The organism is Agriterribacter sp. (genome assembly GCF_035445465.1).
Classification (GTDB): Bacteria; Bacteroidota; Bacteroidia; order Chitinophagales; family Chitinophagaceae; genus Agriterribacter.
This window is the reverse complement of record NZ_DAOMQT010000003.1, coordinates 96,046-114,089: the sequence shown is the minus strand read 5'-3', so window position 1 is coordinate 114,089 and position 18,044 is coordinate 96,046. Positions and strand designations below refer to the sequence as shown.

Genomic DNA, 18,044 nt, shown 5'->3' with positions numbered 1-18,044 from the left:
GCCCTGATCATATATGTAAAAAGATAAGTGAAAAGCAGGACGTGGTATCCTGCTTTTCACTTATCACTTACTACTTACCACTACTTAACACTTACTTCGCCATCAGCTCAAGCACCCCCAGCCCTATTGTGCTGCCGTCATCTTTATCTTTCGGTTTGCTTATAATATAAAGGCTTTGTTTTCCTTCTGCGGTAATCACGTCAAAATTAAATTTCAACTTTGCCATTTTCTGCTTATCCTTAACAGCAGTTCCGTCAAGCACTGCTTCTGCTATCTTCTGACCGTCCGGAGCGCCCAGCTTTAACTCCAACACATACCCCGCCTTTGGCGCATCGTTATCACCCTGCCAGCGGGCCAGCAGCTCAGCACCGTTTACGCCCTGTAAATCAATGCTGTCAACACTGAACCAGCCTTCTTTATCACCGGGTACAACCATAAACCTCATGCCACCGGCATTCATAGCACTATACTCTTTCATATTGGTTACTCCCCCAAACGTTAGCTTACTGCTGCGTAATGCAAAAGCCGCTTCTCCTGAAAGTGGTTTTATGGAAGCGCCGCCTTTATCTGTGTACGTGGCGGAAATGTACAGGGCCTCATTTTCTTTTACCGCTTTAACAGGAATGGAACCCTTTTCGGACAATGATTTTTTAATAGCGGCCGGGTTTGCCAGCGTAAGTATCCAATGCACAATTTGTTTTGCATCGTCTTCTGCCAGTTCGGGATGTGCCGCCATGGCTACTTCTCCCCATACGCCGCTGCCACCTTTAATAATTTTACCCGTGAGATAATTTACCGCACCTTCATTTTTATGATACCGCTTTGCTACTTCGGTAAAGGATGGTCCGATGGATTTTTCATCTGTTTTATGACAGGTTTTACAATCCAGCGAAAGCATAATGCTTCTCCCGCTTACGGTTGCCGCAGCGGTTTGGTGTCCCTGGGGTATGGCTGCTTTATCAGCGCCTTCTAAGTAGTCGGCTGTAACATACAGATGATCTGCAGTAATACCGCTTCCTTCCTCCTTATCATTAACCGAAACGGCATAATATACAGGTTTGCCCGGGAAGTAAAAAGACTGGTTACCCGTAATTTGTATCGTTACTTCCGGCGCCGTGTTGCCCGCATATACATTTATCGTATTGCTTTTTGAAACGGCGCCTTTTTTATCTTTCACTTCTACCGACAGCACATAATCGCCGGGCTTGTCTAACGTAAGCTCCGCTTCGGGAGACGAGGTTTCTTTCGTTTGCCCGTTACCGGTAGTCCAGGTGTAGGTCATGGCATCATTTTCGGGATCTGCTGCTTCAACGGTTGCTTTAACCGTTAGCGGAAGCGCGCCGGAAGTTTTATCTACCTTAATCGCCGCAATTTTAGGCGGCCGGTTTCCCCCATTATAATCTATACGGCTCAGCCCGGCATCTTCATTTCTTGCGAACCAGCCGGTTCCATATTCCAGTACATACAGCTTCCCGTCGGGACCCACTTCCATATCAATGGCATTGTGCCATTTGGTATGCTCCATGAAGGGTTCCATCTTGTCGAAATCACCATTGGGCAGCATGGTTACCGCTTTTATCCATCCTCTTATCCAGTCGTAAATAAATAATTTACCATTATAATAATCAGGCAGCCTGGTTTTTGCAGGCCACATATCGGTATAGTATACCGGGCCTGCCATGGCATTGCGGCCGCCGGTTCCTACCTGGGGGAACTCGGCTGATGCGGCATAAGGATACCATATAAAAGGTGGCGCCACGGCAGGCAGCTCTTTTAAGCCCGTATTGTTGAGCGATTCATTCAAAGGCTTTTCGGGGTCAAACACTTCCCCTGAAGTTCCTGTCGCATAATCGTAACGGTTATACGCATAGTTTTTTCCTACAAACAAAGGCCATCCAAAAAAACCAGCCTTGCGTGCCTGGTTCAGCTCATCATAGCCACGGGGGCCTCTTACGCCAAAGCTGTCGGTACTGGCATCGGGACCAACCTCACCCCAATACAGGAAGCTGTTCTTCTGATCAACAGAAATACGGTAAGGATTACGGTTACCCATTACATATATTTCAGGCCGCGTTTTTTCGGTTCCTTTGGCAAACAAATTCCCGTCGGGCACTTCGTATGTGCCATCTTCATTCACTTTTATCCGCAGTATCTTTCCCCTCAGGTCGTTGGTATTGCCTGAGCTTCTCCTGGCATCATACTGCAGGTGCCCCGGACGATCATCTAATGGCCCATATCCCTGGTTGGTATACTTTTGATTGGGTTCATTAAAAGGTGTGGAATTGTCGCCTGTGGATACATACAATAAGCCATCGGGGCCAAACGCGATAGAGCCGCCGGTATGGCAGCATATTTCTCTCTGCGAATAAAACTGCAGGATCACCTGCTCTGTTTTATTATCAATGGTGTCGTTCTCAAATTTAAAACGCGACAACCGGTTTACAGAAGTATCTGCAGGGCTGTAAAAAATATATACCCAGTGATTCTTACTAAAGTTGGGATCTTTGCTGATACCCAAAACACCTTCTTCTGCATTTGCGCCGGCTGTGCTTGTTTTGAAGTAGGCGTTTAAAAAACCAACCTGCTTCAGTTGCCTGGTTTCATTTTTATACAGCATGATCTCTCCCCTGCGCTGTGTAACAAGGATATCGGAATTGGGAAGAATGGTCATTTCCGTAGGTTCAAAGAATCCTCCCTGCACCAGGGGAGTTTTAGTAAAGCGGTCTTCATCCGGAGGGTACTGCGATACCACTCCACTGTAATCTAATTTTTCATTACCGCCTATGGCATATTGAATGCCTCCCAGTATGTGCTGTAAATACAGGGGTTCGCTGTATGATTCATCCGTATGACCCAGCTCTGTATAAAAAGCCCTTCCTCCGTCATATTCATGATACCAGGCCATGGGGTGATTGTCGCCATTTTTACCGCCCTCATAACTTTTTTCATCAATACTAATCAGCACATGAACATCCTTATTCAGCTTTTTAAAATTATACCACTCATCTTTTCTTGTCCATACATCCGGCAGGTGTTTGGTTGATGCGTGGTTCTTGTCTTTTACTATCAGTTTAGCTTCCTGCTGGCGGGGATGGCTTTCAAAATTAGCCCCTGCCAGGCGGGTATACCAGCCCCAGTCGTACTCTGCATCGGTAGCAGCGTGTATACCTACATAACCACCACCCGCCTGCATGTATCTTTCGAGCGCAATACGCTGAGCAGTATTAAACAGGGGGCCTGTGGTATTCAAAAAAACAATAGCTGAATATTCACGCAGTATATCATCTGAAAACATATTGGCATCAGATGTGGTATCTACATCAAAATCGTTCCCTGCACCAAGCTTTTGGATAGCGGCAACACCTGCCGGTATAGATTCATGATGAAATCCGGCTGTTTTGGTAAACACCAGTATCTTTGGTTTACCACTACGTTTGTTACAGGCAGAAAAAAGAAAGAGCACAACGCAACATAAGAGAAGCGGAAAATTTTTCTTCATTGTGGAATCGTTGAAACATTTTTTAAGAGGGATAAATGTAAGTTCATTTCTTCAATTTACATTACTCACCCGCAAAATTGTTCGGTACCCGCACGGGATGATACCTGTAAAATGATGCATGGAAGGGCATATATTATCGTTATTTTTATCTTTGGTAAAATAAGTACTCCTATACGTTAACCCAATTATAAATAAAACAATGCGTAACCCCTTAATCGTAAAAAACAGCATTACCATCAATGCTGCTCCTGAAAAAGTTTGGGATGCTTTAGTTAACCCGGAGCAAACAAAAAAGTATATGTTCGGCTGTGAAACGGTTTCCGACTGGAAGACGGGGAGCGATTTGTTGTGGAAAGGTAATTATGAAGGAAAAGAAATGGTTTTTGTAAAAGGTAAGATCCTTAGTCTTGAACCCGGTAGTTTTCTATCGTACAGTACCATTGACCCCAATTCCGGGATTGCCGATATACCGGAAAATTACCTTACGGTAACTTATACCCTAACGCCTCAAAACGGGCAAACCCTTTTAACCGTAACGCAGGGCGATTATGCAACGGTGGGCGACGGCGAAAAGAGATACCGGGAAACGATAGATGGCGGCGGCTGGGATCCTATCCTCACTGCGATCAAAAAACTGGCAGAAGAGCCTATCTCAAAAGGGCAGGCAGGTTAGCGACTTTGGGGCAAAATAATGTATGTGCCTATGTTTCTATGTGGTTCAATAACATCCAAAACGCACGTTATTACTTTTTAGACAGGCTATTACAGCTATTCATTCCATAATTCCCAACTGGCTTCAGCCTGTGCAATCAGCATATCATACCCGTTCTGAACAGCCGCACCACGCTCAGCTCCTTTTTCCAGGAATAATGTTTTTTCAGGATTATAAATCAAATCGAAAAGAAAGTGCCGGTCTCCTATAGCTTCATAAGGAATATCCGGACATTTGTTTACATCAGGGAATGTGCCTACCGGCGACGCATTAATGATCAATAAATTGCTTTTAATGATCGCTGCGTTGAGCATGCTGTAACTAATGGCACCCTGCTTCGGGCTGCGGCTTACCAATGTATAGTCAATGCCCAGTTGCTGCAACACGTATTCTACCGCCCTGGAAGCGCCTCCGGTACCAAGTACCAGCGCCCGGGTATGATACGGTTGCAGTTGCCGCATCAGCGACTGCTTAAATCCTATAGTATCCGTATTGAACCCCGTAAGCCTGCCATTGCTTATCCGGATAGAATTGCATGCTCCAATTTGCTGAACGCCGGGAGATAATTCATGAAGAAAGGGAATGACCTTTTCTTTATACGGAATAGTTACGCATAACCCCAGCAGGGAAGGATTATTTTGCAATACGGCAGGAAGGAGTTCTATATTTTCTATAGCGAAATTTTCAAACCGGCAGTTGAGCAGCTCTTTTTCAAATTTTTGCGTAAAGTATTTTTTTGAAAAAGAATGCCCGAGCGGATAGCCAATCAGTCCGTACAATTTCATTCCACATCATCTTTATTTAAAAACAAATGAAAAGTGTCTCCCCGCAGCCCGATACGCATGGATTCCAACGGGATCACTTCCGATGGAGCAATATTACCCAGGTTGGCATTGCAGCCCAGCAGTTCAATAAAATACAATTGCTGCGCTTTTTGCGGGGCTTCCCAAATAATGCTTTCTTCCGGGATCTGGGTCAGGATTTCCTGCACCAGCCCTTCCCGCACTTCGCCCGTACCCCTGTAAATACCTACATTACCGGCTTCCCGCGCTTCAGCGATCACATAAGTTGAGCCCGCGTTCAGCTCAGCTTTCATCAGCTCAATCCATTTATAGGGCGGAATGATATGCTCGGCATCCTTACTTCCCACTTCACTAAACACTACGCCGTATTTGGTAAGCTTCTCAATATAGCCACACTTTTCGGCATGCGGAATAGTAATAGAACCATCGCTTACCTCCATATACGAGATGTTGTATGCTTTAAGAGTATTAATATAATCCTGGAACTGGTTGCGGATCAAAAAAGCTTCAAATAAAGTACCCCCGAAATACAGGGGCAAATCATAGGACTGGTATACCTCAATTTTTTCGCGAAGCTGCGGAGTAACAAATGAGGTTCCAAAACCCAGTTTAACAATATCAACATAGGGGTGCGCTATACTCAGAAAATTTTTTGTCTCTTCAATACTTAAGCCTTTATCCATTACCATTGTGATACCTGAACGACGGGGTTTACTTTTTCGTTCGGGTATCTGACTCAGATTAAAATTCATGAAAGATGAGATGTTTTAAAGAATGCGCAAAAATAAGGAAGATTCTGTTTCCCGTGCAGGTTATTCCTTGCTAGATGGAACGTTTCCGTTTGTAATAGGCAATTAGATCAACTACCTGCTGGTTCTGAAGTATGGTAGGATTAAGTTCTATAAACTTTTTAAGCAGCCTTGGCGCTCTTTCCATAGCCTTTTGCAGGATCAGCAGCGCCTCCTTGCTTTTACCCATAGCAAACAAAACAGCGCTTTGGTAAAACAGGAACAATGGCTTATCTCCCGCAACCTGCTGTGCATTGTCTATCTGCTCTGTCGCTTCTTCCAGGAAATCTTCTTTGTACAGGCATCTTATAAGCGCTTCCCACCCGGCAATTCCCCGGGGTTTAGCCTTTACAACATTGGAAAAGTGTATAATGGCATCCTTGATATTTCCTAATTCCAGCAAACATTCACCCATAGCCAGGTTATACTCCGGTTGCATACGATGGATACGCATGGCCGACTCCAAATATTGCACGGCTTTACTGAACGACAGCTCATTAATATAAGTACAGGCGATCTTATAATACAATTTGCTGTCGTCGCTGTTAAGATGCGAAGCTTTTTTATAATAAAATCTTGCCTGGGCATATTGCTTCAGCCTGTCGTAACAATGACCAATAGCTTCGTAAATCACATCTTCCGGACGTGCCAGCTCAATTACTTTTTCCAGCGATTCAATAGCATCCCGGTATTTCCTTAACCTGATGTATGCATCGGCCATATTCCTGTACGCATAGTCAAATTTTTCATTGATTGCCAGGGCGTACTTATAAGCGTCAATTGATTTTTCAAACAGCTTCAAACCCTGGTATGCCGCGCCAAGGTTAAACCATGCCAGCTCGTTATACGGATACTCATTAATAATGTGCTGGTGCAACCTGATGCTTTCTTCACTTCTTCCTGTAAAATCCGTCCAGAAGCATATTTTATAGAGCGCTTCTTCATTATTAGGTTCGTATTCTAATATATGCACCAGGCAGTCAAACACTTTATCGAACTCTTCGTAATCATCGTATACATCCGCCAGCTCAAACAACAGGTTAATACGGTTTTCTCCTTCAAACAGGCTGATGGCTTCTTCCAAAAGCCCCACCGCTTTCTCATGCTCGTCTAATGCGAGGAACACATCGGTTTTAAGAATGTAAATATCAATATCGGAGCTGTCGAGTATTTCGGCCTTTTCTAAAATTTCAAGGGCATCGTTATACTTGCGGGTAGCAATTAATAAATCGGCCTTTTTAACCATTAAAGAGGCGGAATACGGAAATTGGCCAACACCCAGTTCTGCTGCCTCTAAAGCTCCGGCAATATCATCCTTGTCGTCAAAATAATCTATGATCTTTTCAAAAGCATCTTCTTCCAGGAAGCCATGGCTCATACCGGTCCGGAGATTTTCAAATTGCCTTAGCAAATCCCGCATCTCATCCCTTTCGTTTCGATAAGAATTGTCCTGCATTGTGATGTAAGTTAATGAAAGTTAACACTTTATTAAGAATAAAAGTATTTTTGTAACTTTTTTATTGTGCAAACGTTAAATAACCTGTAAAATTTATGATGAACGGTATAGGAAATACTGAATATAAATCATTATTTTTGCTGAACAATGAAACCGAACAAGAACATACCTGCAAGAATTGTTAAAAATAGCTTCATACTGGTGGCTATGTTTGCAATTGCGCAATATGTATTTGCAGTGAGCGGGATCAGGATGAATGCAGGAGAGAAAGAAAGAAGTAAAGAAGCACGACATGCCTCCGGCGCTTTTTCTGATCTTAAATCTACCATTACCTTTTCTATTAAAGATAATTATACTTTTAATAATAAGAATTACGGGAAAACTGATTACAGGTCTTCCGAACCGGCTAAACAATCCAGTTCCATTATCTCGTACAAAAAAGGAAATACCGTATACATATTACCTTATAAGCCACAGCCTGGTATCAAATTACCCGGTTTCATCAGCATGACCCCATCTGAGCCGGTATCCAGATAGTAAACATTCTAAGCCATTCTCCGCAATACAGGCTAATTAATTATTTTGATGCGCTGCATGCGAAAATAATTCAATGATAAGGCCGTAGGCCTGTCTGCATATTGTAACTCCGGAATAATAAAGCATACTAAGACTTCATTGCTTACAGCTTTCTGTTCTTTACTATCTTCCTTATGCAACGGGCTGAAGCTCGTTGTTACAAAAAAGAGACCGAGGCTACGCCTCCTGGTTCTTACATTATCTGTAATAAAAACGGGTATAGCACATCAAAATATTAATTAGCCATAGTATTCTTCTATGTTCTAAACGGGATATAATGAATATATTAGCGGAACTATAAAATATAAACCATCAAGGCACAGGTATGAAAAATTTATTACTCCTCGCTCTATCTTTTCTTTTCAGTTTTAATTCGCTTCCCGTTAAGGCGCAAAAAGCTACATGGACAAAACTATTCGATGGCAAAACGCTCCAGGGATGGAAACAGCTTGGAGGCAATGCAAAATACACTGTTGAAAAAGGTGTTATTGCAGGCACAACGGTAGCTTCCACCCCAAACAGCTTTTTAATAACCGAAAAAGAATATAGCGATTTTGTTTTAGAGCTGGAAGTGCTTATGCCCGATACCGTTACCAATTCGGGTATACAGATCAGGAGTCATTTTAACCCCGCCGCCAATGATGGAAAGGGACGGGTATATGGCTACCAGTATGAATTAGACGCATCCTCCCGTGCATGGACTGCCGGGATATATGATGAAGGCCGGCGGGGCTGGCTATATCCTTTAGATTTAAACCCCGCGGCCCAAAAAGCATATAAACAGGGGGCATTTAATAAAGTGAAGGTGGAATGTATAGGAAACACCATCAAAACATGGATCAACGATGTGCCCGCCGCTTACCTGGTAGATGACGCGGATGCTAAAGGCTTTATTGCCCTGCAGGTACACAGTATTGGCAAAGCCGAAGATGCCGGGAAAAAGATCCTTTGGAAAAATATCCGTATTCAAACCGGTAATCTTTCTCCTGCACCCTTTCCTGCCCATGTTTTTGTAGTGAACAATGAACCCAATACATTAACCGCTTTTGAAAAAAGCAATGGCTGGAAGCTATTATTTGACGGGGTAAGCCCAAAAGGATGGAGAGGTGCTAAAATACTGAGCTTTCCCGAAAAAGGATGGGAAATAGCAGACGGAAACATTACCGTATTATCTTCAAAAGGAGAGGAATCTGCCAATGGCGGCGATATTGTAACGGACGATTTATACAGCGCTTTTGATTTTTCTTTTGAGTTCAAACTTTCCTTTGGCGGAAACAGTGGCGTGAAATATTTTGTAACGCTTTCCGAAAACAATGTAGGATCCGCCCTCGGATTAGAATACCAGGTATTAGATGATAAAAACCACCCCGATGCTAAAATGGGCATAGCAGGCAACAGAACCCTCTCTTCATTGTATGATTTAATACCGGCAAAAAAAACAGACCGCTTTGTAAAGCCCATAGGCGAGTGGAACCAGGGAAGAATTATTGTATATCCCAATAATCATGTGGAACATTACCTCAACGGTGTAAAAGTATTGGAATACGAAAGAGGCTCGCAGGCATTCCGGGGCCTGGTAGCCGGCAGCAAATTTAAAAACCGTCCCAATTTCGGTGAAGGAAAAGAAGGCAGGCTGCTGCTCCAGGATCATGGCGATGACGTAAGCTTCAGGAGCCTGAAGATTAAAGTATTGAAATAAATAGTGCTGTGTGAAACGTGAGAAGTGAGGGGTAAATTCACTATTACCTGTTCACCTCTCACCCCTGTCCTCTCACTTTTCATGATAGCATACAGGCATCGTTTACCTGACCTAACACTAATAAAAAAGGAGCTGTTAGGATATAACAGCCCCCGACGGTTAAAGTATAGATGTTTTCTTATGTTGCGTTACTTAATACTGGTCGAGCATATATTTTATGACATCGGTAGTGGTAACAATACCTTTCAATTCTCCATTGTCAACTACCGGAAGCGAATGGTATTCTGCCGTACTGAAAATTTCCGCCACCTCTCTGATAGCTGTATCACTGCTTACCGTACGTAAGTCGGCGGTCATTACCTGCGGAATGGTGAGCATCTGCAATATGGCTTCATCGGCTCCTTCCTGGTTATCGAAAAGCGCGCCGAATGTAAGCCGGTTAATATCGTTACGGCTTATCATCCCGGTTATCTTTTCTCCTTTTTTTACCGGCAAATGCCTGATGCTTTTTTTACGGAAAATAGCTGCCACCTCATCTAATTTATCGTTTTCCGCAACACTAATAACATCTTTAGTCATAATATGGGAAACAGGTTCTCTCTTTTTCATATGCTTTACTTTAGATTCAGGTTCAAAATTAAACTACCGTGCATTTCCGGAGTATGATGAAGATCAGGCTTCCCTGCAATTAATATCAGGATAAAAGAAAGAGCGCCGCGAAACTTTCTTTGTGCAATCAACTTCGTGCCTTCTTTGTGCGTTCTGCGGCTATCTTCTAATTCCTGCAGAAGAATCTCTTATGATCAGTTGCGAAGGCAATACAATATGCACGGGGTTATCTCTTTTAGCAGCGGCATCGGGGTAATTCAGGAAGATCCTGGCAGCTTCTTCCCCGATCTGTCTTCCGGGTCTGCCTACTGAGGTAAGCGATGGTGAAATATAGGCTGAGATAGGCGAGTTATCAAAACCTACTACGGCAATATCTTCCGGAACCCTCCATCCTTTTTCTCTTATTACTTTCATGGCTCCTATAGCCACCTGGTCATTCACGCCAAAAATGGCATCAGGCCGCTGATCCAGCTCCAGCAATTGAGCAGTGGGCTCCAGCGCGCTCTCTACTTTAAAATTGGTATTTATAATAAGTGATTCTTCTAATGGTAAGCCGTATTGCCTAAGACATTCCGCGTAACCCTTAAAGCGCTGTTCCGTAACCGCCATACCGTTAGGACCTTTCAGGTGGGCAATGCGTTTTCGTCCGGTGTTTACCAGGTGTTGCACTGCTGCAAAGGCGCCATGGTAATCGTCTATGGTTACGCTTCCTGCAGAAAATCCTTCATAGTCACGGTCAATAAAGATCAACGGCAAATTTCTCTTGCCCACATTTTCCAAGTGCTCATAATGCCCAAAATCATAGGTCTCCTGTGAAACAGAAAGAAAAATACCTTCCACGCGGTTCGACAACAGCTTTGTTATATATTCCGATTCCAGCAGGTACTGCTCATTGGTTACACATATATTAAGCGTATAACCCAATGGGTGCAGTACGCCATCTATGCCTTCAATAATGGCCGATTCATAATAATTATTGATGGTAGGCACAATAACCCCAATGCTTGCTGTTTTTGTATTAAGCAGGTTCAGGGAAACCTGGTTTCGCTGGTAACCTACTTTTTGTGCATATTCCTGCAAGTTGCGCCGGGTATCTTCATTAATGGAAGGATGGTTGTTCAGTGCCCGCGATACCGTTGAAGGCGAGCACCTGAATTTTCTGGCAATATCTTTAATAGTAACAGGCTTATTCATATTTCAATAGCACTAATCGCATCCCAAGTTCCGCTTTTTTCTCAACTCAAAAAATTTCAAACGTTTGCAAACCACATAAACCGTTTAAATAGAATTATAATGTTAAGTTTACCAGCGTAAAATACTACTGATGCCAGATCAAAAATTGCTTGTCAGGCCCGATCCGGGAAACCGGAGGTATCATCATTTCACTGCACAGGATGCAGGCTGGAACTATCTTAACTTTGAAACAAGGTTATTAGATAAAAATGAAGCTTTCTCACAACACACGGGCGACAATGAATATTGCATTGTTTTACTGGGTGGTAATTTTAAGGTAAGCTCCGATAAGGGTGAATGGGAAACCCGTAACGGCAGGAAAGATGTATTCAGCGGCATTGCCCATACCTTATATCTTCCCCGCAATACCGATTTTACACTTACCGCGCAAACCGCTAATACCGATATAGCCATATGCTGGGTAGCTACCAATGAAGATCATCCTCCTTATTTAAAGCAGCCGGAAGAGGCAGCCATTGAATTCAGGGGAGGCGATAATGCTAACCGCCAGATCAATAGCCTGCTCCAACCCGGTTTCGATTGCCATAAAATAGTATGTGTGGAGGTGTATACACCATCGGGCAACTGGAGCTCCTACCCTGCGCATAAGCACGACGAACGCAAAGTGGATGCCAATGGCAACCTGTTGGAAGCGGAACTGGAAGAAATCTATTTTTATAAAACAGATAAGCCGAACGGATTTGCCATTCAGCAGATATATACAGATGACCGGTCATTAGATGAAGTAATAAAAGTGCATAATAACGAAGCGGTGCTGGTGCCCAAAGGATATCACCCTGTTGTTGCCGGGCACGGGTATAATGTATACTATCTTAATTTTCTCGCGGGCAGCGATCAGTCTTTGGCAAACACGCCCGATCCGCAGCAGGAATGGATCTTCGGCACATGGAAGGGACAGGATCCGCGGCTGCCAATGGTTACAGCGGAAATGAACACAAGAATTTGAAATTTCAAACCTGCCTGCCGGCAGGCGGGTTTGAAAATTTGAAATTATACCTGATGAATAATATAAAAAAATACGACCTCCTTACTATCGGGCGATCTTCTATTGATCTGTATTCCGCTAATGTGGGCAGTCCTTTCACAGATATTTCCGCCTTTAACGCTTTTGTGGGCGGATGCCCAACCAATATTGCGGTAGGGGCAACAAGACTTGGATTAAAAACTGCGCTGCTTACCGGCATTGGCAACGACCAGGTAGGCGCTTTCATTAAAAATTTCTTACAAAAAGAAAAGGTAATCACAGATTTTATACCCACAATAACGGGTACCCGAAGTTCGGCCGTTATACTGGGTATTGAGCCGCCGGATAAATTTCCATTGGTTTATTACCGCGATAACTGCGCAGATATACAATTAGATATTGACCATGTAAATGCTATTCCTTTCAGCGATTTTAAAGCGGCTATCTTTTCAGGAACGGCATTAAGCAAAGATCCCAGTAGAACGGCCATGTTTTACGCGCTGGAGCTGGCACAAAAAAACGGAGTTATCAAACTGCTGGACCTTGATTTCAGGGCCGACCAGTGGCACGATCCGCGTGCTTTTGGGATAGTTATCCGCACGATCTTACCACAGTTTAATATAGTAATAGGTACTGAAGAAGAAATACTGGCTGCCTGCCTTACCGATATCAGCCAGGTATCCATCAAACACCAGCAAATATCGGCTCCCGAAATAAAAGGCAACATTGATAATGCCATACAAAATATTATAGCAACCGGCGTTGATACGCTGATCGTAAAAAGAGGAAAAGATGGCGCTTCTGTATTTGAGAAAGGAAAAGAGGAGGTAAAAGTACCAGGCTTCCCTGTGGAAGTATTGAATGTGCTTGGAGCGGGTGATGCCTTTGCAGGAGGGTTTTCATACGGCTATCTGCGGGGATGGGATTTGTATAAAAGTGTGCGCATGGGCAATGCCTGCGGCGCCATAATTGTTACGCGGGAAGGTTGCGCTAACTTTATGCCAACACTGGAAGAGGTGATGCAATTCACAGGTGAACGGGGTGGGCTGTGAGAATTTGAGAACGTGGAAATTTGAAAATTTGAAAATGAAAAATCAGTGGTCGGTACGCGACGAAGGAGCGTCAGACCGCGGGGATGGTTGCAGGTTGCAGGTTTCAGGTTACAAGTTGCAGGTTACAAGTTGGAGGGGGCAAGTTTCAGGGTGAAAGTTTCAGAATCCAGTAAAGAAAGCATTCCTGAGATGAGAAATGAAAGTATAACAGCAACCGATACCGCTGATTGCTGATCGCTAATAGCTGATAGCTAAAAAAAATATAATCAATATGGAAAAACTAAGAAATTATATCAACGGACAATGGGTGAGCAGTAGTGCAACCACGTATGTGAATGTAGTAAACCCGGCCAGCCAGGAAGTGCTTGCCCAGGTTCCTTCGGGTACTCCCGCCGATGTGGATGCAGCAGTTCAATCATCTGAAAATGCTTTTGCCACATGGAAGCGCGTGCCGGCAGGGAAACGGATCCAGTATCTTTTTCATTTAAAAAGATTGCTGGAAGAAAATATGGATGAACTGTCCAAAACCATCACGCTCGAATCGGGCAAAACATATGCCGAGTCGAAAGCCGAATGGGTTCGCGCTATTGAGAATGTAGAAAATGCATGTGGTATACCCGCTTTAATGCAGGGCGATTTTTCGGAAGATATTTCTTTAGGTATTGATGAGTATATGATCCGCCAGCCACTGGGTGTTTGCGCCTGCATATCGCCCTTTAACTTCCCCGGCATGATCCCTTTCTGGTTTCTGCCCTATGCTATTGCATGTGGCAACAGCTTTCTCATTAAGCCTTCGGAAAAAGTGCCGCTTACCATGACCAAGGTAATGGAGCTGATAGCAAAATTAGATCTGCCTGCCGGCGTAATTAACATGGTGCATGGCGGAAAAGCCGTTGTAGATGGCATACTCGAACATCCCGGTATTAAAGCGGTAAGTTTTGTAGGTTCATCTGCCATTGCCCGTTATGTATACGCCAAGGGCGCCGTTAATGGCAAGCGGATGCAGGCGCAGGGCGGAGCCAAAAACCCGGTGATCATTTTACCCGACGCAGATATAGATATGACCACTCAAATTGTGGTAGACAGCGTGTATGGCTGTGCAGGGCAACGTTGCCTTGCCGCTTCTACCATTATTACCGTGGGAGAACATGCGAATATTACAGAAAGCCTGGTAGAACTAAGCCGCCAGCGCACTACGGGTTTTGGCTTAGATGAAGCGGTGCAGATGGGGCCGGTAATTACAGCAGATAGTAAAACACGGGTAAACAGCCTGATAGAGAAAGGCATACAGGAAGGCGGCAGGTTATTATTAGATGGCCGGAATGCGGCCATTCCCGGATACGAAAAAGGTAATTTCATACAACCCACCATTATAGAGGATATCCCGCTTCATGGCGAAATTGCCGGAACCGAAATATTCGGACCTGTAATGAGCTTAGTGCATATCAACAGTATTGAAGAAGCTATTGCCTATGTAAACAGCAATAAGTATGGCAATATGGCCTGTATATTTACCAGCAGCGGGTTGCACGCCCGCCGGTTCAGAAATGAGGCAGATGCGGGTAATATCGGTATTAATATAGGCGTTGCGGCGCCGGTAGCACAGTTTCCTTTCAGCGGGTGGAAAGAAAGTTTCTTTGGCGATCTGCACGGACAGGGTAAACATGCCGTTGAGTTTTTTACTCAAACCAAAGTAGTGATTGAAAGGTGGCTGAAAGAATGGACCAGGAAATTTTAGTGGTAAGTGATAAGACATAAGTGGTAAGGCAGCGATGTCTTCGTTGCGTACATTGCTTCCTTTGTGCTCGTTGCCAGCCCGAATGCATTCGTTTAGGCGGGCGTGAAACAGCAAAAGGCATCAAATTTCAAATGATAAATCTCAAATTATAACATGTCAAAAAAATTAAAAGCCGGCGTAATCGGGCTCGGGCGCATCGGGCAGATACATCTCTCCAACCTGCTGTACAATACACAAAACGCGGAAGTGATCATTGCGTCTGATGTTTCTCCTGCCGCGCATGATTATGCCAAACGCCTCGGCGTGGCACAGGTAACCACAAAGGCGGAAGATGTGATTAACCACCCGGATGTGGAAGCGGTTATTATTTGCGCACCTACACCACAGCATGTGCCTTATACTATCGCTGCCGCACAGGCCAAAAAACATGTGTTTTGTGAGAAGCCGCTGGATGTTACGCTTCCGGCTATTCTTTCCACCCAACAAGCAGTAAGGGAAAACGGCGTAAAGCTTATGCTGGGCTTTAACCGCCGGTTCGATCCCAATTTTGCCAGGATCGGATCATTAGTCAGGAACAACAGCATTGGCGACCCGCATATTTTGCGGATCACCAGCCGCGATCCGGCGCCGCCGCCATTGGAATATGTAAAAGTATCGGGCGGACTTTTCCTTGATATGTCTATACACGATTTTGACATGGCGCGCTTTATAACAGGCAGTGAGGTAAAAGAAGTATATGTAAAAGGAGATGCTTTGATAGATCCCCGCATTAAACAATACGATGATATAGATACCGCAGTAATTGTACTTACGTTTGAGAACGGCACCATTGGTGTAATAGACAATAGCCGTAAAGCAGTGTATGGCTATGATCAGCGCCTCGAAATATTTGGCTCAGAAGGAATGGCGAAGGCTGAAAATAATACGCCTGATAATGTAATCCGGCATAACAATGAAACAGTACAAACTGCTTTACCACTACACTTTTTCTTAGAGCGCTATGAAAAAGCCTACCGCACCTGCATCCAATCGTTCATAGATTGCGTGTTAAATGACACGCCTTCACCGGTAGATGCGCATGACGGGCTGATGGCTACGGCTATAGGACTTGCCGCAGGCCTGTCATTAAAAGAAAACAGGGCAGTGAAGATGGAAGAAATAATAAAAATATAATAATAACGGAAAAAGTGAAAGATGAGAGAAAGAATGATTCACTTACCACTTATCACCGACCACTCACTAAATAACCCCTGACGATGAACCAAACTGGCCTGCACACATTAGACTACCTGGTTTTTTTTATGTATCTCGCTATTATTGGCGGTTATGGCTACTGGATATATAAAAAGAAAACCAACAAATCCAATACCGCTTCAGGTTTTTTCCTTGCAGAAGGATCGCTTACCTTTTGGGCCATTGGCGCCTCGCTCATTGCTTCTAACATTTCGGCCGAACATTTCATAGGCATGTCGGGCTCCGGCTTTGCTATCGGACTGGCTATCTCTTCCTACGAATGGATGGCAGCGGCTGCGTTAATTGTAGTTGCCGTTTTCTTTCTGCCCGTATATCTTAAGAACAAGATATATACCATGCCCCAGTTTTTGCGGCAACGGTATAACCCTGTTGTAGCTACAACCATGGCGGTGTTCTGGCTGTTATTATACATATTCGTTAACCTCACCTCCATCATTTATCTCGGCGCGCTGGCCTTAGAAGTAACCGCCGGCATCAATTTTAATGTAGCGGTTGTGGCTTTAGCGCTCTTTGCCATATTAATTACCATTGGCGGCATGAAGGTAATCGGGTATACCGATGTTGTGCAGGTAATTGTGCTCATTATTGGCGGGTTGATCACCACTTATCTGGCGCTTGACCTGGTGGCAAAAGAATTTGGTAAACCAGATATACTCAGTGCTTTCGGAACATTAAAAACACAGGCCGATTCTCATTTCCATATGATACTGAAACAGGATAATCCATACTACAAAGATTTACCCGGACTGACAGTGATCATTGGCGCCATGTGGATCAATAACCTGAATTACTGGGGTTGCAATCAGTATATTATTCAACGTACGCTGGGCGCCGACTTAGAAACAGCCAGGAAAGGGATCCTCTTTGCGGCCTTTTTAAAACTGCTGGTTCCATTGATCGTTGTTATACCAGGCATAGCCGCTTTTGTGCTGCATCAAAATGGCATGTTCCAGCAGGAAATGGTAGATGCGGCGGGAACGGTAAAACCCGATCATGCTTACCCCGTATTGCTGAACCTTTTACCCATGGGCTTAAAAGGTGTAGCTTTCGCAGCGCTTACCGCGGCTATCGTGGCATCACTGGCGGGAAAAGCCAATAGCATTTCTACCATCTTTACTTTAGACATCTACAAACTGTATATCAAACCCGGCGCATCCGAAAAGCACCTCATCCGCGTAGGCCGTATCGCCGTATGGGTATCCATGCTTATCGCGGTATTAATTGCTCCGCAGTTAAAGGTGCTGGAACAGGCTTACCAGTTCATACAGGAATATTCAAGCTTTATTACACCGGGTGTATTCGCTATATTCTTTTTCGGTATGTTCTGGAAAAAAGCCACGTCGGCGGCAGCGTTAACTACAGCGGTGCTTACCATACCCCTGTCTACCGCATTCAAATTCTGGTTCCCCGAAATACCTTTCTTAAACAGGATGGGTATAGCTTTCCTGATCTTGTCGGCGGTAATGGTCGGCATCAGCCTCACCTCAAAAAACAAAAACAACCAGGGACAAATTGAGATAGAAATGCCTTCATTTAACCTGAGCCGCTCGTTTATCGTTGGCGCTACTATTATATGCGGTATCCTGGCGGCTTTGTATACGGCGTTCTGGTAACGCCATTTGAAATTTCAAATTTGAAAT

At 44.2% G+C, this 18,044-nt stretch carries 14 protein-coding genes; 8 read left to right on the top strand and 6 right to left on the bottom strand.

Annotated features, from left to right (window positions below):
- Nucleotides 1-91: 91 nt before the first annotated feature.
- Nucleotides 92-3,499, bottom strand: coding sequence for a ThuA domain-containing protein (locus PLE34_RS02775; protein WP_324553989.1), 3,408 nt, complete (start codon nucleotides 3,497-3,499; stop codon nucleotides 92-94).
- Between the two features lie 199 nt (nucleotides 3,500-3,698).
- Here PLE34_RS02775 and PLE34_RS02770 point away from each other — a divergent pair, with 199 nt between their 5' ends.
- Nucleotides 3,699-4,172 (top strand): SRPBCC domain-containing protein, encoded by a 474-nt coding sequence (locus PLE34_RS02770; RefSeq protein ID WP_324553987.1) that lies wholly within the window; start codon nucleotides 3,699-3,701, stop codon nucleotides 4,170-4,172.
- A 95-nt stretch (nucleotides 4,173-4,267) separates the two neighbouring features.
- Here the strand turns inward: PLE34_RS02770 and PLE34_RS02765 are convergent, their stop codons facing one another.
- From PLE34_RS02765 to PLE34_RS02755, 3 genes are all read right to left on the bottom strand, one after another.
- Entirely contained in the window at nucleotides 4,268-4,996 is a 729-nt protein-coding gene (locus PLE34_RS02765) for a shikimate dehydrogenase family protein (RefSeq protein ID WP_324553985.1), read from the bottom strand.
- A complete protein-coding gene (locus PLE34_RS02760; protein ID WP_324553983.1) occupies nucleotides 4,993-5,766 on the bottom strand; it encodes a phosphosulfolactate synthase in 774 nt (257 codons plus the stop codon). Before PLE34_RS02760 ends, PLE34_RS02765 begins: the two co-directional genes overlap by 4 nt.
- Before the next feature lie 70 nt (nucleotides 5,767-5,836).
- A complete protein-coding gene (locus PLE34_RS02755; protein WP_324553981.1) occupies nucleotides 5,837-7,258 on the bottom strand; it encodes a tetratricopeptide repeat protein in 1,422 nt (473 codons plus the stop codon).
- 147 nt (nucleotides 7,259-7,405) lie between these two features.
- Between PLE34_RS02755 and PLE34_RS02750 the strand changes: the two genes are divergently transcribed.
- Nucleotides 7,406-7,795, top strand: coding sequence for a hypothetical protein (locus PLE34_RS02750; RefSeq protein ID WP_324553979.1), 390 nt, complete (start codon nucleotides 7,406-7,408; stop codon nucleotides 7,793-7,795).
- A gap of 364 nt (nucleotides 7,796-8,159) precedes the next feature.
- The gene (locus PLE34_RS02745; RefSeq protein WP_324553977.1) at nucleotides 8,160-9,533 is read left to right on the top strand and encodes a 3-keto-disaccharide hydrolase; all 1,374 of its coding nucleotides are present in this window, start codon (nucleotides 8,160-8,162) and stop codon (nucleotides 9,531-9,533) included.
- Nucleotides 9,534-9,725: 192 nt separating this feature from the next.
- On the opposite strand, the gene PLE34_RS02740 is transcribed toward PLE34_RS02745, so the two are convergent.
- Together PLE34_RS02740 and PLE34_RS02735 are read right to left on the bottom strand one after the other, a co-directional pair.
- The gene (locus PLE34_RS02740) at nucleotides 9,726-10,142 is read right to left on the bottom strand and encodes a CBS domain-containing protein (RefSeq protein ID WP_324553975.1); all 417 of its coding nucleotides are present in this window, start codon (nucleotides 10,140-10,142) and stop codon (nucleotides 9,726-9,728) included.
- A 159-nt stretch (nucleotides 10,143-10,301) separates the two neighbouring features.
- Nucleotides 10,302-11,336, bottom strand: a complete 1,035-nt coding sequence (locus PLE34_RS02735) for a LacI family DNA-binding transcriptional regulator (RefSeq protein ID WP_324553973.1) — start codon at nucleotides 11,334-11,336, stop codon at nucleotides 10,302-10,304.
- Between the two features lie 130 nt (nucleotides 11,337-11,466).
- Here PLE34_RS02735 and iolB point away from each other — a divergent pair, with 130 nt between their 5' ends.
- The 5 genes from iolB (at nucleotide 11,467) to PLE34_RS02710 (ending at nucleotide 18,017) form a co-directional block, all read left to right on the top strand.
- A complete protein-coding gene (iolB, locus tag PLE34_RS02730; RefSeq protein WP_324553971.1) occupies nucleotides 11,467-12,342 on the top strand; it encodes a 5-deoxy-glucuronate isomerase in 876 nt (291 codons plus the stop codon).
- Nucleotides 12,343-12,395: 53 nt separating this feature from the next.
- Nucleotides 12,396-13,412: a 5-dehydro-2-deoxygluconokinase gene (gene iolC, locus PLE34_RS02725; RefSeq protein ID WP_324553969.1), complete on the top strand. Its 1,017-nt coding sequence runs from the start codon at nucleotides 12,396-12,398 to the stop codon at nucleotides 13,410-13,412.
- A 271-nt stretch (nucleotides 13,413-13,683) separates the two neighbouring features.
- On the top strand, nucleotides 13,684-15,150 hold the full coding sequence (locus tag PLE34_RS02720; RefSeq protein ID WP_324553967.1) for a CoA-acylating methylmalonate-semialdehyde dehydrogenase: 1,467 nt from the start codon (nucleotides 13,684-13,686) through the stop codon (nucleotides 15,148-15,150).
- 153 nt (nucleotides 15,151-15,303) lie between these two features.
- On the top strand, nucleotides 15,304-16,323 hold the full coding sequence (gene iolG / locus PLE34_RS02715; RefSeq protein ID WP_324553965.1) for an inositol 2-dehydrogenase: 1,020 nt from the start codon (nucleotides 15,304-15,306) through the stop codon (nucleotides 16,321-16,323).
- 83 nt (nucleotides 16,324-16,406) lie between these two features.
- Nucleotides 16,407-18,017, top strand: coding sequence for a sodium/sugar symporter (locus tag PLE34_RS02710; protein ID WP_324553963.1), 1,611 nt, complete (start codon nucleotides 16,407-16,409; stop codon nucleotides 18,015-18,017).
- Nucleotides 18,018-18,044: the final 27 nt, after the last annotated feature.